Source organism: Colwellia sp. BRX8-9 (assembly GCF_014077245.1).
Lineage (GTDB): Bacteria > Pseudomonadota > Gammaproteobacteria > Enterobacterales > Alteromonadaceae > Colwellia_A.
The window spans coordinates 46,130-68,962 of sequence record NZ_JACGVN010000019.1; the positions used below are offsets into that span (position 1 = coordinate 46,130).

Here is a 22,833-nt window from a genome sequence, read left to right on the forward strand (position 1 = left end):
CTTAAATATCTCGATTATTTATTATTTTATTTGGAGAAAATCCAATATACATCAGCATACTAAGAGCGAAGAACACACTATTGAAACCTGAAACCGATAATGAATTTAAAAACATAACACCAAGAAATGTATAAGCAACACGCTTAGAGTACCCTGCTCTAGATAAAAGAAAGTAACAAAAATAAAAGATCAATAAAGTACCGACGACCCCATGATCAAAAACAGATCTGAGTATAAATGAGTGGAATATTAGAGAATAGCAACTTCCATCATTTTTAAAGCTGAACAAGCCTGGGTAAAAATATAACGCTTTGCAAGATGATTCTAATAAAGCAGAAATGCGTATATGACCAAATAATATTTCTAAAGTTGTACTATTGATCATTTCTAGGTAAAAAACACGAAAGAAAGCAATCCTATCAATCCCTCCAAGCCCTGTTAAACCATATTTTGATAATAATAATGAGGCAAAAACACCAATAAATACTATACCAATGATAGAAAAAGAGAGTATTTTCTTCCACGTGAGTCCTTTTAAATAGACACTAGCTAAAACCAAAAACAGTATGGGGATTGCTGATTTAGATCCTGAAATTAAGAAAATAACAATTATAGCTAAAACATCCCACCCTTTTACTTTATCAAACAGAATGCACCTTAAATAAAATAACAAAGCTAAAAACATTAATTCAAAGTTGTTTTCTCTAAAAAGCAAAGGACGATCATTCAAACTTAGCAATACTGATGATACATATTTAATAAGGAAAAATATAACCAACCACTTATACAGTTGGTAAAATCTTTTTTTCCCTCCTATTTTTTTTCTTTCAAAGTAAAATAATAAGGTGAAGTAAAAAATGGCTTTATAGGCAAGCAAAAAGTCTAGCAAATGGCTGCCCTGCAACATGGTAGCAATTGCAAATGAAATAATAAAATATGACAAAAACACAAGAAACAGCAGCAAAGATGTCTTATCAGCAAACTTTGGCTTATAAATAAAAACAGATAAAACTAACAATATATCAAATGCTGTAGAAACATTAATAACATGCGCTCTTCCATAATTAGAAAACCCAAGAATACCAAGGATAAAAAAACAAAAAAATAAAACTTTAAAATACACTTAAACACCTGATTAACAAAGATTTACAACACTGATTTTTTATAAGTACTTCTATCGAAATCTAAGTATGTTCCAAAAAACTTTTGGCCTTCTCCTCTATATGTACCTGCCATTGGCCAAAATGTCATTTCGCCAACAAAAATACTTCCCTGGCTAGAGAAAATATCAACTCTTACACACTTAAATTCAGCTGAGACTTTTTTGGCAACTTCTAACATTTCATTCCAATTAGGTGGTATTACAAAGTCAGTTCCTAATTCAAACTTCTCATGTAACGGAGTTTTTAAGTCATCACCATTTTCTGACAACAATTGCTCTTTTGAATTATTTCCTCTGTCATAAATATAATGGCAGAACTTAACCTCACCATTAACACAATAAAACTTGTAATCCGCAGGTGGAGCTGAGTTATTTGGCTCTATGTAGTGCTCTATAATTATTCTTGGAGGGATAAAACTATATGCCCACTCACCTACACTCCGACCAAACTTTCTATTCAAAGAAGCTTCTAACTCCATTTTAGCCTTTTTCTTATCCAAATTTGCTTTATTTTTAACTAACACTACGGTTCCAGAATCGTGGTTAGTTTTCATAACAAATGACTCTGGCAATTCATCAAAGTTTATTTCATCAAAAGACTTTACAGCTTGAAACATCGGTACCAAATATTTAGTCCCAGCCTTTTCCTCTACATAATCTCGTACTTTTAACTTATCTGAGCATTTTATTTGTAATTCATCTTGATCAAATAATTTCAACCATTGAATTTTATCATTAAAATCTTGACAATTAACTAGATCAGGAAACTTAAAGAGTTTTCTAGCTGTATGTTGATGAATTATAAGATAAAGTTCTTTATGCTCTTGGGTTAAAGGAAGTTTCTTACAGTCTTGCTTCCATTTACGTTCAATAAATGGATAAGTAATAATATTCACAACCGGTGCTACAACGTTATTTAAAATAAACCTTAGGGTACTTTCTATCATAATTTAAGCATTAACTACTGAGTTAACTTTCCTTTTGAATGTGATAATACAGCATTTTTCAACGTTTGAATTGAGTCTTTAATGCTTACATCATTTTTTCCGACAAATGACTTGTAGTGAGTTGCGTTTATAAATCTATCTTCTAATAACTTATGAAAATGTAAAATTTCATTATGAAGATCTTTCGTTTTAAAATCATTCAACTTTGGCAAAGTATTTGCTAAGTCACTTTTGCTTCTAATCCTGAAGACTCTTGGCATACCTTCATACCATGCTCGACCAAAATTCAGCGTAGGTGTTCCTCTAATTGCACTTTCCCAACCAATAGTACCACTAACCGTAACAGTTGCTATTGCATCATCAATTAATGCAAAGGGATCACTATCTACGCTATCAAAATAGATACGTTGCGATATTGCTGACATTCGATTATAAAAAAGCTTGCTTCTTCCTGCAGATCCCTCTTGATCACGATAAAATTGTGATTTGTGCTCTTTAACAATAATATTAATATTAAGTGGAAGCACTTCATTAAGGAGTTGAATTATCAATAGTTGATCAGCATAAGACCCACCCGTTGGACAAGACGTCTCCTCTGGCTGATAATGTAATGCGACAAAAATATAAGGCGCTGATTTATCCCAATGAGTGCTCACTATTTTACTATATGCTTTTTCAAGCTGTTTTACCTTCAAAGCATGACATAACTTAACTTTGCTATATTCCAACCAGCCCATATTATTTTCAAATGGCATATAACCAAATTTTGCCCAATAGGTATTGGGTTGTTTAAACTTATAAACATTACCTTCTCTCAGGTTTCTACTTAAAGAATTGTAGAGTTTTTTTATAGGCTTTAAAAAAGATTTATTATTTTTTGCGTGAGCTTTCATATAGTCAGGAATAGCAATTTTATAATCTGCTAAAATTTGATTTACTCTGTTTAAAACTTCCTCGCTCGGCTTCTCTAACTCACCTTGGTAATCAGCATGTATTTCAGGCATTCCTTCAATATTAGGGATCATTAAGCTATTGGAGCCAAAAGGAGTGAGTTGAAAAGATAAGAAATCTATTGATTTAATTTTACAGGCTATATACAAAGCATAGTCAAATACACGGTGAGGTATTGATGGTGAAACTACAAGTTGAATGTCTTTTTCTTGTATGACGGACAACCAGTGCCCCACTAAATCCCTAAAGAAATATTGACGAGTAGCAGTAGTCATTCGGACTTCTGTGGGGTCTAACCTACCCATCATAATCAAAGCTTGAGACTCATACCAAGCGATAGACTTTAGCTGTTCTTCATCTAACGGGATTGGAGCATTGTTATCAGGAAAGCCTTTGCCGCTCCATGCGTCTTCGACCGATTGAAAAAAACAATTGTCGATAGTAGAGTTTAAATACAACTCCTTTTCATCACGCCAATGAACAACATAGCTTGGAGTTATGCCATGTGGCTTTAACTCTTCCATAACATTAATCCAAGGTTCAGCTATACAGCAAATGAATATTGTGTTTTTTTTAAACATATTTAACTTTTTTTCTTCCAATAAAATCGAGTTTGAAGGCGAACCAAGATTTAATAGCGCAAATGCATAACATTGAGCTGATCAAAGAGTATAAAACAAAATTAACATTTCCAACGCTCACACTAATTAAGCAGCCAACACAAAAGGTAAGTAAACCACCCGCATGGCTAGATAATATTTGATTATCCTGCCCTTTTGCATATAAAACATAATGTGGGATCATACTCACTGAGTACAAAAATGACATTATCAATAAAAGCCATAATATATGAGTATTTTCTAGTAATATTAATTTATCTGTCCATTGGAATACAAAAGGAGCAAATACTCCTATCAATAAGGCAACCCCTCCACCTATTATAAAAACAGAACGAATAAGCTCTTTAAGGTTTTTCTTATATTCAGAAATATTTCCTTTCTTATAGTTTCCTACGAGCTTAGGATAAATAAAAGAAAAAACAGTAGGTACAAGCACGCTATTTATAGCCATTGCAATGCTTATGTACACCACATAAACAGCTAACATATCTTTGCCACCGACATATTCGATCACATACCTATCAGCTGTCATAATTGCTCTATAGCACAATGTTGCACAGAAAAACTTAAAAGCTATTGCATAGCCCTTTTTAATCCATAACTTATCAATTTTTGATAAGTTTAAATTAGGTAATTGACGCACAACAAAAAAGCCACCAATAAGTATGGATATTAAACTGCCCATAAGCCATGACCATAAGACAACATCTAGCTTCCTAAATGATTCATCCCACAAAAATAAAACGATAACAACCCAACACCATGCCCCTAATCTAAAGAAAAGGACAAAGCTTGCTATAAGTTGCTTTTGCATTGTAATTAATAAACGGTTAATTTCTTGGGCTATATGTTCACTAACTAATAATAAAAAATATATGGGCATTAATACCATAGGTAACCAGCCATTATAAAAAATAATAACCTGTAAAGGTAAAGCAAATAAATACAAAACACTAGCTGCAACACTTTGATGCTGAATGACCCAAAGCCACTTAGAGTTATCTAAACCTAATAATTCCCTTTGGCTATAAGTATAAAAATCACCACCGACTAAAACGATTGCAAAACTAACTGTGGCAATAACTAACCCGTAAATGCCAATATCATCTACAGAAAGGTATTTAGCTAAAAATATAACTAAGACAAATTTACTCCCCATGCTTAGCCCTCTTAAAGCTAAGTTTGTGAGTCTTTCTAAAAGCTGTGAGTTCATAGAATAAAAAATCTAAAAATCATTAATAAGTTCAGTACTCAGAGGTGTCCCTTTAAGAATGTCTTCCGTTGTAGACTTTCCTATAATAGAACATATAAATTTAGGTGGTAATCCATAACCAGGTCGAATACTTCGGACATTTTCATGAGTAAGCTCCTCACCTGCTTTAATATCTTTTACAACATACAAAGAGCGTCTGAAAACCAAATTTCCTTTTTCACTATCTTTACGTGCATAGTTGACTTTACCCAATGCTTGCCATGCTGTTTTAGCATCTTTACAAAGCTGGGCTAATTCAGGTTTTTCGAGAGAAAAACTGTCATCAGGCCCACCACCATTTCTATCTAATGTTACGTGTTTTTCGATTAAACATGCACCTAAAACAACAGAAGTTATTGCGGTTGTATTGTCGATAGTATGGTCAGACAATCCGGTCAATACATCAAAACGCTCAGCCATATCGGGGATAGTAGCTAAGTTATAATCCTGCGCGGGAGCAGGATAGCCACTCACACAATGCAGAACTACCAATTCTGTACAACCTGCATTTTTTGCAGTAGTAACAGCTTCTTGAATTTCTTCTTTATTGGCCATACCAGTTGAAATAATCATCGGTTTACCTGTTTTAGCAACATACTCGATTAAAGGTAAATCTATCGCTTCAAACGAAGCTATTTTATATGCTGGGGCACCAAGTTTTTCTAGTAAGTCAACAGCGGTAGTATCAAAGGGCGAGCTAAAGATAGTTATACCCAACTCTTTAGCTTTGGCAAATAATGGTTTATGCCACTCCCACGGCATATGTGCCTCGGTATATAAATCATACAATGTACGACCATCCCACAAACCGCCTTCAATTTTAAAGTCAGGTTTATCACAATCTATGGTTAGTGTATCTTGCGTGTATGTTTGTAATTTAATCGCATCAGCGCCACACTCTTTTGCCATTTCAAGTATTTCGAATGCTCTATTAATATCGCCATTATGGTTGGCTGATAATTCAGCAATAATATAGGGAGGAAAATCTGGTCCTATTTTTTGGCCCGCTATTTCAATATATTTATTATCATTTTTCATTACTTGATTCTACCTTTTCTAATTTTATTGCGTAACGCTGCCCATTTAATTCAAAAAATGCTGGAAAGCGTTCACTATCACATACTCGAAGTAAGTTAAACTGATCCAAAATGGAATCATTAAGGTTTATCCGGCTATCTTCTGGAACACGCTTAGGAAAATAATTTGGAGATATATCTGAGTTCTGCTCATATGGTATTATTGTTTCATGTTCATTCACTGCCCGCTGAATCAATTCTACTTCTGCAGTAAATAGCTTGTTGTTTATCTCACCAAAAAGCTCTGTTCCGTCTAAGTTAACATCCGTTTTTAGCCAAATACGGCCCGAATCAACTTTATCTTCAGCTTCAAGTAGACTTAACGTTAACACATTACTCCCGTTAACAATTTCCCATATATGAGGACTCCAGCCTCTACCTCTTGGAAGGTCACTCGCGTGTAACACTAAGCAATGGCTAAATCGGCTCCGAATTTCTTGATTGATAATATCAGTACAAGACACTAAAAATAAAAACTCACCAGAATCTCTTAGCTCTTTCGTACTATTTACTATTTCAGCATCTATATGTGAATGATTATCAACCCATTCCTTCATAACCGGGTAAACAGGGTGTTCTATATTGCTAACAATAATTGAAACTTTAAGCATTTTGACCAACTATTTCGTTCACTATACGATTACAACCCAAACCATCACATAAAGATTTGGATTTTATACTTAATGAGTTATACAAATTCATATCATTAAGTAATGAATAAAATGTTTCCATAAATTTCTCTTGGGTAATATCTGCCATCAAACCTAAGTCTAAAACAACTTCAACTTCAGCTAAATTTTTTGCAATGGTTTTTTGATTTTCCGCGAGAACAATCGAGAGGGTAGGTAAGGACATAACGCAACGTTCCCAAGAAGTAGAACCTGCAGCACCAATGCATACATCATGAGTTGCCATTAATTCAGCCATATTATTTACATCAATAAGCAATAAAGTGTCTTTCAGTCGTCCAACCGTTGCTTGCAAGTCATTTAAATTAGGGTTGGAATGACTTGTTACTACTGTTGTCACTATTTTTTTATCGCTAATATCTTTGCACGATTCAAGAAATAGTAGCGCTTTAGATGTATCGTTATTTTTATCAACACCACCTAATGTCAGCAGTACCCTAATTTCTGTATTTGGTAAATTTCTTTTAAATAGTTTTGCTACTTCAGTAAACTCTTTACGTATCAAAGCATATTGTGGTCCGATCATTAACTTAGTATTATCAGGCACTAGGCTTAAATAATCACCATCTTTTTTTCCAAAAGTTTGATCAATTAACCACTTACATTCATGCTGACGATCACTTAAATCATCTACAACTAAAATCGGCGCATATGCAGATATTTTCTTTTCCCAAGGCGCGGCAAGGGCATAATGATCAACAACTATGAATAATGGTGATTTACCACTTCTTTGTATCTCGTTTTCAATCACATCAATGCACAATTTAGCATCGTCACTTTCTGACCCATTGAGCCACTTTGAATGTAAATATATATCACTAGGTAATGATGAAGATTCAGGTAAATAAATTATTTTACCTTCTAAAAGGCTAACTTTTGATTCAATAAGTTTATTGGGGGACTTGGTTAACAGCAATGGCCTTACATTATGAGAATATAGCCATTCTGCTAAAGCTAGACAACGCATCACATGCCCGATGCCTATTGCTTTATTCGCGTCGGCCCGAATAACAAACCAATTAGACATTACTTTCCTGCATTAGCACTTCAAATAATAGCTCTGCCCTCTTCCAGTCTTCTAATGTATCAATATCTTGTACACGGTAAGTTGGAAGTAAAAAAGGTTTAGATTTTGAACTATGGAAAAAAGGCTTATTTTGTTGATATGCACTGACTTTCCCAAAATAAAATTGACCTGCATCGTGATAAGCTTTTTCTAAGTCTTGGGAGCGAGTATTTTCATGCTCAGTGTGAAACATGTCACAAAAGCCACTTTCATCTATTTTAATTGCTCTTTGGATGGGAAATGAAAATTCTGTAGCACTGAATACGTAATCGATATTAATTGATGAGAGCATATTAGAAGCCTCAACAAGATCGTGAACTTGCACGAAAGGTGCTGTCGCATATAAACAACAAAGCTGACAATCATCAGTCAAAGAAAGTTCATTAATTGAGTGCTTAATGACATCCATCGTCGTAGCGAAGTCATCTGAAACATGCTTCGGTCGCATAAAGGGTATTTCAGCACCATATTTTTTTGCAACTTCAGCTATTTCATTATCATCTGTTGAAACTATCACTCTATCAAAACACTTTGATTTCAACGCAGCTTCAATAGAATAGGCTATTAACGGCTTACCGTGAAAAAGTTTAATATTTTTACGCGGTATACGCTTACTTCCACCACGTGCCGGTATAATCGCTATTTTCATTAATTTAAACCAATACGTCAGTTAAAACTGACACAACTTTATCTTGTTGTTCTTGAGTCATGGTATGAAACAAAGGAATACTTATTGCGTCAGTATAATATTTTTCTGACTCTTTAAATTGACCTGCTACAAAACCAAGTTCTTTGTAATACGGCTGTGTATGAACCGGAATATAATGTAAATTAACCCCTAACCCTTTTTCTCGTAATTGTTCAAAAACTTCTTTATGTGATAAAGAAATTTCATTTAACTTCAAGCGGACAACATATAAATGACGACCTGAATATGAATCATCACCTTGTTTAGGTGTAATTAAGGGCAGATTTTTAAGTAATTGGTCATAATTAGCAGCAAGCGCGTTGCGCGTTGCAACAAAATCATGCAAACGTGACATTTGGCTTACACCTAACGCAGCTTGCATTTCTGTCATGCGATAGTTATAACCTAGATCTATTTGCTCGTAGTACCAACCACCATGGCTTTGCTCTGTCATTAACGCGGTATCACGGGTAATACCATGGCTTCTTAACAAATCCATTTTTTGTGCTAACGCTGGGTTATTGGTAGTCGCAACACCACCTTCAGCAGTTGTTACAATTTTAACCGGATGAAAACTAAAAATGGTTATATCACTATAGTCACAATTACCTATTGGCTTATTTTTATATTTTCCACCTATAGCGTGTGATGCATCTTCGAGTATTGAAAAACCATATTCTTTCCCAAGTTTATGAATTCTATCCATTTCACAAGGTTGCCCACATAAATGAACGGGAATGACAACTTTAGGTAATTGCAAATTATTAGCTTTAGCATGAATAAGCTTCTGTTCAAGCTTATCGGCGCACAGATTGTATGTATCACTATTGATATCAACAAAATCGATATCCGCACCACAATATAAAGCACAATTAGCAGAGGCAACAAAGGTAATAGGAGTAGTCCAAACAACATCCCCTGCGCCAACACCAAGAGCTAAACAGGCAATATGTAATGCCGATGTCGCAGAATTCACCGCTAAAGCATAGTCCGCATTCACGGCTTCCTTTATTGATGCTTCAAATAAAGGTACTTGTGGGCCTTGTGTTAAAAAATCAGATTTTAACACATCAACTACTGCGTCTATGTCTTGCTGTGTTATTTCTTGCTTTCCGTAAGGGATCATACTTTTATCTACGCTCTAATAATTTATACTGTAAAGTTTGGATCAACATGTTCAATAATTAAATCACGAAGTGATTCAACTGTTTCCCATTCAGTATTGGTACCAGAGTTATACTTAAAGCCAAACGGTACTTTTACTGCTTTATGATGCGTAATAAAATCATCAACTGAATGTGTAAATGACACAGAAGGTAAAATAGCATAATACTTACCAAGATCGATGGTATTCAAAGAATCTGTATCCGTGATCATTTCTTCATGAAGTTTCTCACCTGGGCGGATCCCAACATCACGAGTTTTACACTCAGGTGCTATTGCTGTTGCGATATCAGTTATTTTATAAGAAGGTATTTTAGGCACAAAAATCTCTCCACCTAAATGATGTTCAATCGCATACATCACCATATTTACACCATCTTGCAATGAGATATTAAAGCGGGTCATTTCCATATGCGTGATAGGTAGAACACCTTCTTTTTTCTTGTCTATAAAGAAAGGAATAACTGAACCTCGTGAACCCATAACATTACCGTATCGAACTGCACTAAACTTAATATCTTTAGAGCCTCGTATGTTATTAGCTGCGGCAAATAATTTATCAGATACTAATTTGGTGGCACCATACAAATTAATAGGCGCACAAGCTTTATCGGTTGATAAAGCAACAACATCTTTAACACCACACGCTAATGCTGCATGAATAACATTTTCAGCACCATCTACATTCGTACGGATACATTCAGTTGGGTTATACTCTGCTGTATCTACTTGTTTAATGGCTGCAGCATGAATGATTACATCTACACCTTCACAAGCTTGAGTGATCCGTGATCTATCGCGTACATCACCAATGAAAAAACGAAGCTGAGGAAAATCATATTCAGGGTATTTTTGCTTTATTATTGATTGCTTTAATTCATCTCGAGAAAAAATAATTATCTTTTTAACTTCAGGATAACGATCTAAAATGGTTTCAATAAATTTTTTACCAAAAGAACCGGTCCCGCCGGTAATTAATACTACTTTGTTATTTAACATACAATATCCATTCTTTTTCGAGTAATTAAGATTTAGTTTTGTTGAGTATTTTCAACATATACACTCAGATAATTTCATTATCTGAGACAAATTTCGTTTTGATTGAGACATTTTTCAGCTTGTTTAAAAACTGTCTAAACCCTTTGTAACCAAAGAGACAATAGCCTTCACGAGCGCCTCTATTTATTCATGCTAATAGGTTTGCCTATTTAATTTTTTCTGATTTTGTCATTTTACGAATTACTAGTACATAACAAGCAAAGATAAATATAAAACCTGTTAGCATAATCACATCTTGTATAGCAAAATTTTCACCCACCAAACCAATTACTGACATTGCTACTGCGAATGTAGAAATAATAACCAAGGTTTGTCGTGAACTGTAACCTACTCGTTGAAGTATATGATGAAGGTGGTCTCTGTCTGGTTTAAATGGTGATTTACCATTTTTATAACGTCGTACCACTATTGCTAGCATATCCATTAATGGTACGGCGCAAATCCACAGCGCGGTTACAGGCCTAAATGAGGCGTTTTCATTTTGAGTCCCCATAGTAAGCAACCAAATAACACTCAAGCCAATGAACATACTGCCTGCGTCACCCATGAATATTTTTTTGGCTTTGGACGCTAAACCTAAATTAAAAATTAAATAGGGGATAGTCGCCGTAGCAAGTATTAACGGGTAACTCACGTAATCGTTTTGACCACTCATAATAAATAATATAGCAATAGACGTAAAAGTATTAATGCTTAAACTGCCAATTAACCCGTCAATACCGTCAACCATATTAAAAGCATTGATAACAACAATAATACCGACATAAGTAAATATAATACCTACAGGACCTAGTGTTACATCACCTAAACCAAACAAGTTACCTAAGTTTGAAATATAACCACCAACACCATAAATCATTAGACTAGCGACAATAAGCTGCCCAATAATTCTAATACGTACTTTCAAGTCAAACTTGTCGTCTACCGCACCAATGAAAACCATCATTGCTGAGGCAATTAGGTACATACGAAGTTCTAGAGTATTAGGAAGCCATAAAAGACTAGCCATAAGTACCGCTATAAAGATTGAAATTCCGCCAATAAGCGGAATATGTCCGGCATGCAATTTTCGTTCGCTTGGTTTGTCAACTAAGCCAACTTCTATTGCTACAGGTTTAAAGAACTTAATTGCGATAAAGGCAAAGCAAAAAGCGGTAAGTGCAGAGATAAATACTTCCATCATAATTTCACATTAGCTTACGCTAAATTTTCGTCCTTTGGTTTAGTCGATTTATTATTCTTAGTAAAGTGTCTGATTAATACGATAAGTACCGACAATATACCACCCAGCATTGTACCTAGTACTACTATTAATGCACGCTTAGGGCCAGACTTTTTTTCTGGTACTTGGGCGGGGTCAATCGTTTTTAAAACATATTCTGCTGAAACCTTAGTTAGCATCATATTTTTTGTTTGCTCTTCAATCAATTGATAAAAAACAGTTTCCATAGCACTAACTTCTGTTTTCTCAAGTTGTTTCGTTAAATAATCAATAGAAGATTGAGTTTCTTTTTCATCTTTTTCACGCATAAAGTCATTAACGTCATTAACTAACAAAATTAGCCATTGTTTTGCCACTTCAGGTGAATAGAAGCCAACATCTATTGTTACTAGCGACGTTGCTTTATCTTGTGTAATAGAAAGTAATTTTAAAAATTCTTGATAGGCTTCCCAAGAAGACGGTTCAGACTTTTTCGGGTATGAAGCTTCTCTTAACCATTTTTTATTTTTACTATCATAAAGTTCTTTATCAATAACGAGAGAGTCTGTTGCTCTATCCCAATTTTCACTTGCCATTAATGGCACTAACAATTCATGTTTAATAATAAAGGTTTCAAGGAATGCGCGTGACTTTATAATTTCAAGAGCTAAAGCCGTTTTATCAGTTCCACCGCCACCTAAGCTAATTCCCGCAAGACTGGCTAAACCACCAAATTGTCCAGCAAGTGCGCCCATTCCACCGGCAGAATCTGATGAGGCTGGAGCTAATAAAATTGATGCTTTATAAACATCCGGTTTTGACAAGGCAAAGGCTACAGATGAAACTGCAAATATAAATGAAATAACGATGATAATATATTTTCCTGACCATATAGCTCGCCATAATTCTGCTAAGTCAATTTCATCGTCTGAGTTATTCTTTTCGGCAAGTTGCTGAGAAAGCAAAAGTACTTCTGGAGAAAACGGTGTAGTGGATTGCTGAGTACTATTATTACTCGATTGATTCTGATTTGGCACTTGCAGGTTTTCCATACTTAACTATTTGAATAACAATAGGACACTTCCCTATTAAAGCTTGCGGATTATACTGTATTAAATGTTGTTAAGCCACTGTTTTGCTAATCTTCAATGATGGTTTGCTATTGTTATTGGCTAGGTGTAATTCTCATGGTTATCTCCGAAATCAAGTGATGAGATAACATACGGGAGATCAAATACTAACAGCAGATGTTGTTAGCTATACGCTTAAGTTTAATAAATTATATAAGGTATTCAGAACAAGCTTGAAAAAGAGTAATGTTAATTTAAATTATCAATAGCCAAAAAAAACGGCTACATAGCCGTTTTTTATCTATATTTACAAATTTATCTCACTCCCATCAACTCAAATTGTCACTGGGTTTTATTAATAATGGTAAACATGTTAACGCGCTTGATAATACGCCTCTTTTAAGCGATTCGAATTTTCATAAATATATTCACTGCCTAAACGGTCATGATTATAAAAGGCACTATCAAGGTTATAAAACTGCTTAGTGTTATCGCCAGTACCTGGTGTTAGTCTATTATGGCTTTTACCAACGAGCGTACTTACTGAATAATTCCACTTAGGCTTGCCCCTTACTTGAAAGTATTTATTATTGTAATCTTTACGTGGTGTTAACGGTATTGAAAAGCCAAGACCAATAAATTGATTAGCTTCTTCACCATCAATTTTTGTATTTTTATAGGTTAAATTTAACGACACATCACCAAACATTCTCTCTACTTTAAAGATTAAACCTTTATCGCGTTGCCAGTACTTACCTACCTGTAGTTCAGCAGTCGCATTAAGATGAGCGTTATAATATTTATACGTACCAATAAGCACCTCTCTTGGTTCAGGTTTTTTTGGCGACCTACAACGCAAAGCTAAAATATTACACCCCGCGTAAGCCCTGCCCGTTGGTACTAATTGGTTTTCATATCTTGCCGTGAACAGGTTTAATTTATGAGCACCACCAACACTTTGCCAACGAGCTTCGTTCGCTACATAGTTATAAGTATCACGATAGCGACCAAAAAAAGTCATGTTTTTTACCGAGTACGGTAATGAAAAGGTCTGATGAAAGCTATATTCTTTTAGTCCAGTTGTTTGCTTATCATCAGCGAAATATTGACCATCTTCAAAGTTCTTGGTTTCAGCAAACTGTGCAACATGAGCAGCGGTTAAAACAGCACCAGGCCATAATGGTAATTCAACGTGGCTAATTAAGGCTACAGACGCATCAAAGGCGCCAAGCTCTGTACCCACTCTAGAGGCTATACCGGGCCAAAAGGTAAAGCGTGGTTTGAGCCAAAAATTATTGCTATTATCAGCATCATCCGAGGTCAACCGCTCAGTGGCAAAAGTATCGGTTGATATATCAATTTTTAAAGGCTTATTATCTCTTAAGAAGGCATCATATTCAGCTATACTACCTTTTACGACTAATGTTGAAATTTCTCGCTCTTTCAGCACTAAAGTAAAGTGCGAGTAATTATGATTTATATTTTTGCTGACAATCCCTAGAATAACGCCAAGCCCATCTATTTTGTTACGGTTATAAATGTGATCTTCAAGTTCTACATAGACCGTATTTACATCAGCTTCAGCAACCCTGATTGATTCAAAACCTTCTTTAACCAGTAATTTTCTTAACCGTAATCGTTCAAGTGCACCTGAACGATAAGCATCATCTAACTCAACATCATTTATAGATAATGCTACGTATTCAGCCGTTCGTTCTAATTCACCATCACCTTTACCATGGTTTATCGGGTTACTTTTTGGCTGCGATGAATGAGTACCTGCGTCGTAATCAAGCGGAATAGTTAACCCTATACCATAATAAACATCATCTTTTAATGCTTCGTTACTACTAGAGATAAGTAGTTCAGTCGTTAATTGAATACCGCTGCTCAGCCACTGTTTAGGTGAAGATAAATGCATACCTAATTGAGTATCGGCTGCATCATATTCTGCTGAGAGCTTTACCCATTGATAAGGCTGCCATTCAACACCAGCAAAAACACCATCAAGGCGCCCTTGATTTGAATCGCTTTGTCCGATACCCAGTGAAATATTAACGTCTTCTAGAATGTTTTTTGTCGCCACAGCATACTTAGCATCAAAATAGTTAGCTGCGCCACCCAGATCTTGAATACCTACCGCTAAACTAAACCAGTCTTTTGGGATAAAAGGGATACCTATTTTAATGTTGGCTGATAGATCTGTCGGGCTACTGCCACCATTGGGGGCTTGGTAATCAGCTAACCGGCCTGAAACTTCAACATACTTCCATAAACCGACACCAAAGTTATAATTATCTCCGTTTCGATAACCATCCCTTGTTTCAACTTGGTTACTGTATTTTAGGTAAAGCGTACCTTCATCAAACAATGTTGCTGTAGGGGTATTTATTAGTCCGCTATACCCTTGAAAAGACATACCTGCTTCAGGTTCAGCGGCAGTAAGAAAACAAGGCAGTAAAACCAATACAAACAAAATACGGTGCTTCATTTTAATAAATCCTAACAAAATTAATTCTAACTATTGATAATAAGAGGTCGTAGAGCAAAATAGCGCCAGGTGCTGTGTAACTTAGCTCAACGAAAATCATAGGCTTTTGGTGCTATAATTAGAAAAAACCATTCTGAGCATTCAACCCCGAATGGCTTTTAAATCATAGTAACGAAAAACATCCACATTTTAATGACCACTTAATCAGCAAGCCATTAGCTTTAAAGTATTGGCGTATTAAGTGACTTTTTTCAACGCGATAATTTCAGCTGTTTTCAACGACCCTTTTTCTTTTTGTAGCCACACTAAATCACATATTCCATCGGTGGGGTTAAAGCCTGTTGGGGCCTTGAGCAATATCTCACGAATTAACTCATGGTCAAATGCATGACAGGCTTTATCGAGTTTTTTTAGCAAGGGTTCTAGCTCATGCCAATCAAGCATGGCTTCTTGTGCACTCATAATACGCTCATGAATAGTCCCTGAAACGTTATCACCTATAAGAAGTTCTTCATAAAGCTTCTCACCGGGCCTTAACCCTGTACATTTAATTACAATGTCACCGTTAGGCTTGTTATCAGATTTAACCGAAAAACCACTCAAGTGAATAATTTTACAGGCTAGGTCATAAATTTTTACTGGCTCGCCCATATCAAGTACAAATACATCTCCACCTGTGCCCATAGCACCCGCTTGAATAACAAGTTGAGAGGCTTCAGGTATCGTCATAAAATAACGAGTAATGTCTGGATGCGTTAATGTTACCGGGCCACCGCCCTTAATTTGCTTTCTAAACAAAGGAACCACAGATCCAGACGAACCTAAAACATTACCAAAGCGAACCATACAAAAACGCGTTTTATCTTGTGTTTTAGACAACGCCTGTAGAACCAATTCAGCCACACGTTTAGTGGTACCCATTATATTGGTGGGTCGAACGGCTTTATCGGTAGAAATTAATACAAAAGTCTCAACATTGGCATTTATGGCAGCACGCGCTGCATGATAAGTACCAAAAACATTATTTCTAACACCTTCAACAACATTATGCTCAACCAATGGTACATGCTTGTATGCCGCAGCATGGTAAACAGTTTGTACGGCAAAGCTTTTCATCACAGTTTCAATGCGATTAACGCGTTGCACTGAGCCCATAATAGGCAATACTTCTACGATTAAACCGTGTGTTAATTTATATTCATTAAGCTCTTTATCAATGGTATACAAACCAAATTCAGACGACTCAAATAAAACCAGTTTAGCTGGCTTTAGCCGTATAATTTGACGACATAATTCAGAGCCAATAGAACCACCGGCGCCAGTAACCATAACAATTTTACCCTCGATATTAGCATTCATTAACTCAGGCTTAGGCTCTACTGGGTCACGGCCTAATAAATCTTCAACACCAACATCTTTAAACTCTTCAAGGTTAGCCTTACCGTCAACAACATCAGCCATGCCAGGAATAGTTAATACCTGAATACCCAGTGAATCAATTTTACTCAACACTTCTTTGCGACGTGACCTTGAAGCGCTGGGCATAGCTAATAATATTTTTTCTATCTTTTTACTTTTGACTAAGCTTGGTATTGCCTCGGGGGCATAAACATGGATACCTTGAATAACAGTTCTTTGTAATGCAACATCATCATCAACAAAAGCAACCGCATGATATTCAGGCCCCTGTGATAAAGCGGTTGACAACTGACGTCCTGCAGAGCCCGCACCATAAATTAAGACTGAGTTTTTTTTATGCCAGCGTGGGTGGCTAATGACCGCCCTTACGCCAACTCTTGAACCACCAATCAATATCAAGCATAAACTCATGAAAATAAAAGGAACAGTACGAGGTATGCCAGCTGTAAATAAGAAAGAAAAACCAATGATTAATACCGCAGAAAAAACACTGCCTAGCCCAATAGCCCAAATAGCTTGCATATTCATATAACGTAGAACAGCACGATATAGACCTAGTTTTACAAAAACGAGTAAACTAAGCGGCAACACACAGAAAAAAACTAGCCAGTAATCTTGCTTAAATAGAGGTGAGAAGCTTTCAAGACGCATGAACAATGCGAACCAAAAGGCTAAAAATAAAAATACTGAATCTATTAACAGTGAAATGGCGCGCTTATAGGTGCGTGGTAATTTCAAAACTGATTGAATCAAAGTCACTAACTAATTCCTTTTATAAATTAAAATACATTTTCTTTTTACAGAATGACTTAGTGTAAACTAAAAAACCGGAAATTAACTGAAAATAAGTATCTGGTCGAAGATCCACTTCCTTTGCTTTAGTTATTCCAGCTATCAATTAAGACAACACCCACAAAATAACTTATTGTCTCTTAAACCGACGTAACGTGGAAGTTATTTATTAGATAATACCGTAGTCATTATCCTGAATCCAGATCTAACAGCACGATACTCTGCAGCCGACATTCCCGAAGTATCTGATCGGGAATCCGGTTTTTTAACTGTTATTAATTCCGACTAATATTACTTAGTAGATATAGCCGGTGCTGCATTTTTTTGAGTCCTCCACTTTTAAGCGTCACTAACCCTTACTAGCCAAACCAAACACCTGCTTAATAACACTAACAGTCTTCTCAATTTCATCTTGAGTCAATGTCGGGTGAACTACAAACATCAAACTGGTTTCACCTAATTCAACAGCATTAGACAAACGCTTTTCAGGCCTAAAACCAGTATTATCAAAAGCCTTTTCTAAGTAAACTTCAGCACAACTTCCCTGAAAACAAGGAACGCCTTCAGCAGCAATTTCATTAACAATGCGATCACGATCCCAACCATTAGCTAAAAGATCAGGCTTAATAAACATATAGTGCTTATATTCGGCATGTTCACTGTATTCGGGTACTTCAACTAAGCGCACCAAATCAAAAGCACTTGCCGCTTCATCTAGTTGTTTGGCATAAGCTTGGCGAGATTGAGTCCAAGACGTCATGCGAGTTAATTGAATACGCCCAATAGCAGCTTGCATTTCTGTCATACGCCAATTGGTGCCAAAACTTTCATGTAACCACCTAAAACCTGGTGGATGTTCCTTGTTATAAATAGCATCCCAGGATTTACCATGGTCTTTATAACTCCACATGGTTTTCCATAATGACTCATCATTAGTGGTAACCATGCCACCTTCACCACCGGTAGACATAATTTTATCTTGGCAGAAAGACCAAGCGCCTACATGACCAATAGAGCCGACACTACGGCCTTTATATTTTGCACCATGGGCTTGCGCGCAATCTTCAATCACATAAAAGCTATGCTTGACACTTAACGCCATAATCTCATCCATTTCAGCAGGCATACCTGCTAAATGCACAACAATAACGGCTTTGGTTTTATCCGTTAAAACGGCTTCAATACTTTTAGCAGTGATATTTTGACTATTCAAATCAACATCAGCAAATACAGGTTTTGCGCCCGCCGTTACAATGCTTGATGCAGAAGCTAAAAAAGTACGCGGCGTGGTAATTACTTCATCGCCAGTACCTATATTCATAGCCTTTAAAGCAATATCTAGAGCCAAAGTGCCATTACCCAAAGCTACGGCATATTTACTATCTGTAAAAGCTGCGAATTCTTTTTCAAATTCACGGCCTTCTTGACCAGTCCAATAATTGACCTTGTTAGATAATAAAACGTTTTGTACAGCATCAGCTTCTTCTTGTGTGAAACTAGGCCATGGGGAGAATTTTGTGTTTAACATGTGAATCCTTTTTCTTTACTGCTTCAATACTTTCGGCTGTAATATTTTGGCTATTTAAATCAACATCAGCAAATACAGGTTTTGCACCTGCAGTAACAATACTAGAAGCAGAAGCTAAAAAAGTACGTGGTGTGGTAATAACCTCATCGCCTGCACCAACATTCATTGCTTTTAAAGCAATATCTAGCGCTAAGGTGCCATTACCTAAGGCAACGTCATAGCTACTATCTGCAAAGGCTGCAAATTCTTTTTCAAATTCGCGACCTTCAGTACCTGTCCAATAATTGACTTTATTTGATAATAAAACGTTTTGTACGGCATCAGCTTCTTCTTGAGTGAAGCTAGGCCAAGGGGAAAATGGGGTATTAATCATAATTAGTACTCAAAAAATCCTTTTTTAGTTTTTCTCCCTAGATGATTTGCTCGCACCATTTTTCTTAGCAGTGGATGAGCTCTATACTTGGGATCACCCGTTTCTCTATAAAGAGTTTCCATTATAGAAAGATTAACATCATTACCGATAAGATCGGCAAGCGCTAACGGGCCCATAGGGTGATGAGCACCAAACTTCATTGCCTTATCTATATCTTCTGCTGTAGCAACCCCTTCTGCAAGTATACTTACCGCTTCGTTTATCATAGGTATAAGCATTCTGTTTACAACAAAACCAGGTGCTTCATTGACCACAACGGGTGATTTACCCAAGCTTTTAGTAAATGCTTTCAGCTTATCGATGATTAAATCACAACTAACATGCCCACAAACAATTTCCACTAGCTCCATTACTGGTGCTGGATTAAAGAAGTGCAGACCTACCACATTTTTAGGATTAGGAAAAAGGTTAGCGAAAGCTGTAATCGATAGAGAGGACGTATTTGAAGCTATGATCATATCTTCTGTGACGAAAGGGGCGAGCTTGTTATAAAGTTCTAATTTTATGTCGAAATCTTCGGCCACAGCCTCAATCACTAGGTCTGATGATTTAATCTCCTCTAGCGAATATCCAATACTGAGCTTTTCTATAAGCTCAGACGCGCAATATTCTGAAACTTGTCCTTTTCTTACCATTCTAGTTAGATGCTTTAAACAGGCTGCCTTGACAGATTCTGCTTTCTCAATTGTTCTTGCTATGATATTTAACTTAGTAATATCTTCACTCTGAATTAATACTTGAGCAATCCCTTTACCCATAGTTCCTGAACCAATAATAGATACAATCATAACTCTGGTAATTCCTTAAGTTTCTTGGCCGGGTTACCTGCGAAAATCATTAACGCTGGAACATTTTTAGTTAAAATGCCTCCCATGCCTAACATAGCACCTTGATCTATCGTGATCCCTTGCCTGATCACTGCACCCGTTCCAATTTCAACACATTGAGATAATGTTACATTCCCAGAGATTACAGCCATTGGAGCAACTGTCACAAAAGCCTCAAAATTACACTCATGCCCTACAGTAACATTCAGATTCAGAATATTATGATTACCTAGGGCGACATCTACTGTAATAATAGTTCCTGCACATACAATAACCCCTTCTCCAAAGTTCACAGTATTTGAGTATTTTACGCTTGGGTGTATTAGAGTAGTAAATGAAGGAGTGCCTAACTTAAACATATTACTACACACTTTAGAGCGAGTTCTTGGCGATCCAATAGCAATAATAAATTCACAATCAGGATATTCTAACCAAGTATTAATATTACCTAATACTTCTGCACCTTGAATGGTTATTCCATGGGTTTCTGTATTGTCATCCAAAACTCCACGAACCTTTCGGTTACAGTCGTTGGCTAACCAAATAACCTCTTTAGCGAAACCACCGCCACCAATAATAATTATATCTTTCATTTTTTACTTCCTTTAAATATAGACATAGTAGCTTCACCATCAGCCGATATACCATCTTTAATTAAAACTTTTTTAATTGTTAAAAATAAAATATTTATATCTAACCAAAAACTTTGATTATCGACATACCAGACATCAAATAAAAATTTTTCTTCCCAACTAATAGCATTTCTCCCATTAACTTGTGCCCAACCAGTAATACCTGGGCGAACATTATGACGGCGTGCTTGTTCATCACTATACAAAGGAAGGTATTGAACGAGTAATGGCCTAGGACCTACTAAGCTCATATCTCCTTTGATTACATTAAATAAACCAGGTAACTCATCTAAACTAGCGGAGCGTAAGAAACTACCAAATGACGTCATTCTCTGCTCATCCGGTAATTGATTACCACACTTATCCGTTGCATCTAACATGCTTCGAAATTTCATCATTTTGAATGACTTGCCATTTAATCCCGGACGCTCTTGAGTAAATAAAATCGGCGAGCCTAATTTAATGCGAACTAATATCGCTGTAATAATAATTACAGGCAAAAGAATAATTAAAGCACTAAGAGCTACTAGTAAATCAAAGAGACGTTTCATTTTACTACTCCGGTTACCCAAGTTACCCATTTATCAGCTAAGTTATGACGATCAAAATCTCGCTTGGCTAGGGCTTGAGCCCTTTTACCCATTTCAGGAAGTAATTCTTTATTGTCTGCCGCATTTTCTAACGCATCCGCAAATGCACCCGCGTTATCAGGTTCAATTGCGTAACCGCAGTTATTATCCTTAATCATACCCGCTAACCAACCTGGGTAATTATTCAATACAGGCAAACCTGCTGAAATATAGTCAAAAAACTTATTTGGCGATGTTCCATAATAAAAAGCAGGAATATTGGCCAATAACTGTAAACCTAAGTCTGCCCCTTTCATTAATTCGGCTAACTTACTTTTATTTACTGGTGCATGAAAAATAACATTATTTAACTTCTCAAGTTCAGCTCTTTTTTGTAACGTTTCTTTTAGTTTACCTTGTCCAACAAAAACCAGTTTTATATCTTCACGACCACGTTTTTTAAGCTCTTGTGCTGCATTTAAAGCGTTATCTAAGCCATTAGCCATACCATGAGTACCAGTAAAAACTGCCATTAAATCAGTATCGGCAATGCCATCAACACGCCAAGGTGTGACATTTTCCGCAAATATACTTAAATCACAGCCATTGGGTACAATTTCAATTTTACTGGGGTTTACTCCTCGTTTTTTAATTCCTTCAACAATCCCAGGAGATAGTCCAATACAACGATGAGCTGAACGATACGAGCACCACTCTAAAGCAGACATAGCAGCTAGCACCAATGGATTTTTAATAACTCCCATTTGTTTTGGTAATTCCGGCCATAAATCTCGGACCTCAAAGACAAAAGGCTTACCTCTAAGCCAACGTGCAAAAATTCCGGGAATACCAGCAGTTAAAGGCGTGGTGGTTGAAAAAACCACATCATATTTATGAGTAAGTGCGATACCTATACTCTTTAATGCAAATGTTAAAAAAACACCTGCGCGCTTAACAAAGCCATCTGCATTAGAATAAGCCAAATCAAACTCAATAATATCTATACCGTCTACTTTGCCCTTGCGTCGTCCTTTTACAAACTCAGTTGATAAACCTGTTTCCCCACCGCCGTAACTCCCACATACCATGGTAACGTTATGGCCATGCTTTAATAAACGTTGCGCCATTTCATAGGAGCGTATACCAATGGATCCGCTAGGTGTTGAAAAATGTTGGTGAAAATATAAAATATCCATA

The 22,833-nt window shown here is 36.2% G+C and carries 20 protein-coding genes; all 20 read right to left on the minus strand.

All coding sequences use genetic code 11. The features are described 5' to 3' along the window. Position 1: 1 nt before the first annotated feature. Entirely contained in the window at positions 2 to 1,123 is a 1,122-nt protein-coding gene (locus H4J70_RS15210; protein WP_182251371.1) for a hypothetical protein, read from the minus strand. A gap of 23 nt (positions 1,124 to 1,146) precedes the next feature. Beyond that, entirely contained in the window at positions 1,147 to 2,109 is a 963-nt protein-coding gene (locus tag H4J70_RS15215) for an ATP-grasp fold amidoligase family protein (protein ID WP_182251372.1), read from the minus strand. A 14-nt stretch (positions 2,110 to 2,123) separates the two neighbouring features. Then, on the minus strand, positions 2,124 to 3,584 hold the full coding sequence (locus H4J70_RS15220; protein ID WP_182251373.1) for a hypothetical protein: 1,461 nt from the start codon (positions 3,582 to 3,584) through the stop codon (positions 2,124 to 2,126). A gap of 49 nt (positions 3,585 to 3,633) precedes the next feature. Then, complete coding sequence (locus H4J70_RS15225; protein ID WP_182251374.1) at positions 3,634 to 4,893, minus strand: lipopolysaccharide biosynthesis protein; 1,260 nt, start codon at positions 4,891 to 4,893, stop codon at positions 3,634 to 3,636. Positions 4,894 to 4,905: 12 nt separating this feature from the next. Next, positions 4,906 to 5,970: a pseudaminic acid synthase gene (gene pseI, locus H4J70_RS15230; protein WP_182251375.1), complete on the minus strand. Its 1,065-nt coding sequence runs from the start codon at positions 5,968 to 5,970 to the stop codon at positions 4,906 to 4,908. Next, on the minus strand, positions 5,960 to 6,619 hold the full coding sequence (locus H4J70_RS15235) for a formyltransferase family protein (protein ID WP_182251376.1): 660 nt from the start codon (positions 6,617 to 6,619) through the stop codon (positions 5,960 to 5,962). Before H4J70_RS15235 ends, pseI begins: the two co-directional genes overlap by 11 nt. After that, a complete protein-coding gene (gene pseG, locus H4J70_RS15240; RefSeq protein ID WP_182251377.1) occupies positions 6,612 to 7,724 on the minus strand; it encodes a UDP-2,4-diacetamido-2,4,6-trideoxy-beta-L-altropyranose hydrolase in 1,113 nt (370 codons plus the stop codon). The genes H4J70_RS15235 and pseG overlap by 8 nt, the downstream gene beginning before the upstream one ends. Continuing rightward, the gene (gene pseF, locus H4J70_RS15245) at positions 7,717 to 8,412 is read right to left on the minus strand and encodes a pseudaminic acid cytidylyltransferase (RefSeq protein ID WP_182251378.1); all 696 of its coding nucleotides are present in this window, start codon (positions 8,410 to 8,412) and stop codon (positions 7,717 to 7,719) included. Before pseF ends, pseG begins: the two co-directional genes overlap by 8 nt. A gap of 4 nt (positions 8,413 to 8,416) precedes the next feature. Continuing rightward, on the minus strand, positions 8,417 to 9,577 hold the full coding sequence (gene pseC, locus H4J70_RS15250; RefSeq protein WP_182251379.1) for a UDP-4-amino-4,6-dideoxy-N-acetyl-beta-L-altrosamine transaminase: 1,161 nt from the start codon (positions 9,575 to 9,577) through the stop codon (positions 8,417 to 8,419). A gap of 23 nt (positions 9,578 to 9,600) precedes the next feature. Then, a complete protein-coding gene (pseB, locus tag H4J70_RS15255; protein WP_182251380.1) occupies positions 9,601 to 10,614 on the minus strand; it encodes a UDP-N-acetylglucosamine 4,6-dehydratase (inverting) in 1,014 nt (337 codons plus the stop codon). A gap of 205 nt (positions 10,615 to 10,819) precedes the next feature. Continuing rightward, positions 10,820 to 11,857 (minus strand): UDP-N-acetylglucosamine--undecaprenyl-phosphate N-acetylglucosaminephosphotransferase, encoded by a 1,038-nt coding sequence (wecA, locus tag H4J70_RS15260; RefSeq protein ID WP_259368063.1) that lies wholly within the window; start codon positions 11,855 to 11,857, stop codon positions 10,820 to 10,822. Positions 11,858 to 11,871: 14 nt separating this feature from the next. Further along, the gene (locus H4J70_RS15265; protein ID WP_182251381.1) at positions 11,872 to 12,927 is read right to left on the minus strand and encodes a Wzz/FepE/Etk N-terminal domain-containing protein; all 1,056 of its coding nucleotides are present in this window, start codon (positions 12,925 to 12,927) and stop codon (positions 11,872 to 11,874) included. A 391-nt stretch (positions 12,928 to 13,318) separates the two neighbouring features. Further along, positions 13,319 to 15,436: a YjbH domain-containing protein gene (locus H4J70_RS15270; RefSeq protein WP_182251382.1), complete on the minus strand. Its 2,118-nt coding sequence runs from the start codon at positions 15,434 to 15,436 to the stop codon at positions 13,319 to 13,321. 237 nt (positions 15,437 to 15,673) lie between these two features. After that, positions 15,674 to 17,614 (minus strand): nucleoside-diphosphate sugar epimerase/dehydratase, encoded by a 1,941-nt coding sequence (locus H4J70_RS15275; RefSeq protein WP_182251383.1) that lies wholly within the window; start codon positions 17,612 to 17,614, stop codon positions 15,674 to 15,676. A gap of 382 nt (positions 17,615 to 17,996) precedes the next feature. Then, the gene (locus H4J70_RS15280) at positions 17,997 to 19,175 is read right to left on the minus strand and encodes a DegT/DnrJ/EryC1/StrS aminotransferase family protein (protein ID WP_182251384.1); all 1,179 of its coding nucleotides are present in this window, start codon (positions 19,173 to 19,175) and stop codon (positions 17,997 to 17,999) included. Next, positions 19,144 to 19,548: a DegT/DnrJ/EryC1/StrS family aminotransferase gene (locus H4J70_RS15285; protein ID WP_404842496.1), complete on the minus strand. Its 405-nt coding sequence runs from the start codon at positions 19,546 to 19,548 to the stop codon at positions 19,144 to 19,146. Before H4J70_RS15285 ends, H4J70_RS15280 begins: the two co-directional genes overlap by 32 nt. A gap of 2 nt (positions 19,549 to 19,550) precedes the next feature. Beyond that, positions 19,551 to 20,396, minus strand: coding sequence for a 3-hydroxyacyl-CoA dehydrogenase family protein (locus H4J70_RS15290; protein ID WP_182251385.1), 846 nt, complete (start codon positions 20,394 to 20,396; stop codon positions 19,551 to 19,553). Further along, entirely contained in the window at positions 20,393 to 21,028 is a 636-nt protein-coding gene (locus tag H4J70_RS15295) for an acetyltransferase (protein ID WP_182251386.1), read from the minus strand. The genes H4J70_RS15290 and H4J70_RS15295 overlap by 4 nt, the downstream gene beginning before the upstream one ends. Continuing rightward, positions 21,025 to 21,618, minus strand: a complete 594-nt coding sequence (locus tag H4J70_RS15300; RefSeq protein ID WP_182251387.1) for a sugar transferase — start codon at positions 21,616 to 21,618, stop codon at positions 21,025 to 21,027. The genes H4J70_RS15295 and H4J70_RS15300 overlap by 4 nt, the downstream gene beginning before the upstream one ends. Continuing rightward, positions 21,615 to 22,832, minus strand: coding sequence for a glycosyltransferase family 4 protein (locus H4J70_RS15305; RefSeq protein WP_182251388.1), 1,218 nt, complete (start codon positions 22,830 to 22,832; stop codon positions 21,615 to 21,617). The genes H4J70_RS15300 and H4J70_RS15305 overlap by 4 nt, the downstream gene beginning before the upstream one ends. Between the last annotated feature and the right edge of the window lies 1 nt (position 22,833).

What these genes read in the sequence shown, in the direction of transcription:
- H4J70_RS15215 (WP_182251372.1), bottom strand. Translation starts at nt 2,109, where the DNA reads ATGATAGAAAGTACCCTAAGGTTTATTTTAAATAACGTTGTAGCACCG.
- wecA (WP_259368063.1), bottom strand. Translation starts at nt 11,857, where the DNA reads ATGATGGAAGTATTTATCTCTGCACTTACCGCTTTTTGCTTTGCCTTT.
- pseI (WP_182251375.1), bottom strand. Translation starts at nt 5,970, where the DNA reads ATGAAAAATGATAATAAATATATTGAAATAGCGGGCCAAAAAATAGGA.
- pseC (WP_182251379.1), bottom strand. Translation starts at nt 9,577, where the DNA reads ATGATCCCTTACGGAAAGCAAGAAATAACACAGCAAGACATAGACGCA.
- H4J70_RS15290 (WP_182251385.1), bottom strand. Translation starts at nt 20,396, where the DNA reads ATGATTGTATCTATTATTGGTTCAGGAACTATGGGTAAAGGGATTGCT.
- H4J70_RS15305 (WP_182251388.1), bottom strand. Translation starts at nt 22,832, where the DNA reads ATGGATATTTTATATTTTCACCAACATTTTTCAACACCTAGCGGATCC.
- H4J70_RS15295 (WP_182251386.1), bottom strand. Translation starts at nt 21,028, where the DNA reads ATGAAAGATATAATTATTATTGGTGGCGGTGGTTTCGCTAAAGAGGTT.
- pseB (WP_182251380.1), bottom strand. Translation starts at nt 10,614, where the DNA reads ATGTTAAATAACAAAGTAGTATTAATTACCGGCGGGACCGGTTCTTTT.
- H4J70_RS15220 (WP_182251373.1), bottom strand. Translation starts at nt 3,584, where the DNA reads ATGGAAGAGTTAAAGCCACATGGCATAACTCCAAGCTATGTTGTTCAT.
- H4J70_RS15280 (WP_182251384.1), bottom strand. Translation starts at nt 19,175, where the DNA reads ATGTTAAACACAAAATTCTCCCCATGGCCTAGTTTCACACAAGAAGAA.
- pseF (WP_182251378.1), bottom strand. Translation starts at nt 8,412, where the DNA reads ATGAAAATAGCGATTATACCGGCACGTGGTGGAAGTAAGCGTATACCG.
- pseG (WP_182251377.1), bottom strand. Translation starts at nt 7,724, where the DNA reads ATGTCTAATTGGTTTGTTATTCGGGCCGACGCGAATAAAGCAATAGGC.
- H4J70_RS15265 (WP_182251381.1), bottom strand. Translation starts at nt 12,927, where the DNA reads ATGGAAAACCTGCAAGTGCCAAATCAGAATCAATCGAGTAATAATAGT.
- H4J70_RS15285 (WP_404842496.1), bottom strand. Translation starts at nt 19,548, where the DNA reads ATGATTAATACCCCATTTTCCCCTTGGCCTAGCTTCACTCAAGAAGAA.
- H4J70_RS15225 (WP_182251374.1), bottom strand. Translation starts at nt 4,893, where the DNA reads ATGAACTCACAGCTTTTAGAAAGACTCACAAACTTAGCTTTAAGAGGG.
- H4J70_RS15235 (WP_182251376.1), bottom strand. Translation starts at nt 6,619, where the DNA reads ATGCTTAAAGTTTCAATTATTGTTAGCAATATAGAACACCCTGTTTAC.
- H4J70_RS15300 (WP_182251387.1), bottom strand. Translation starts at nt 21,618, where the DNA reads ATGAAACGTCTCTTTGATTTACTAGTAGCTCTTAGTGCTTTAATTATT.
- H4J70_RS15270 (WP_182251382.1), bottom strand. Translation starts at nt 15,436, where the DNA reads ATGAAGCACCGTATTTTGTTTGTATTGGTTTTACTGCCTTGTTTTCTT.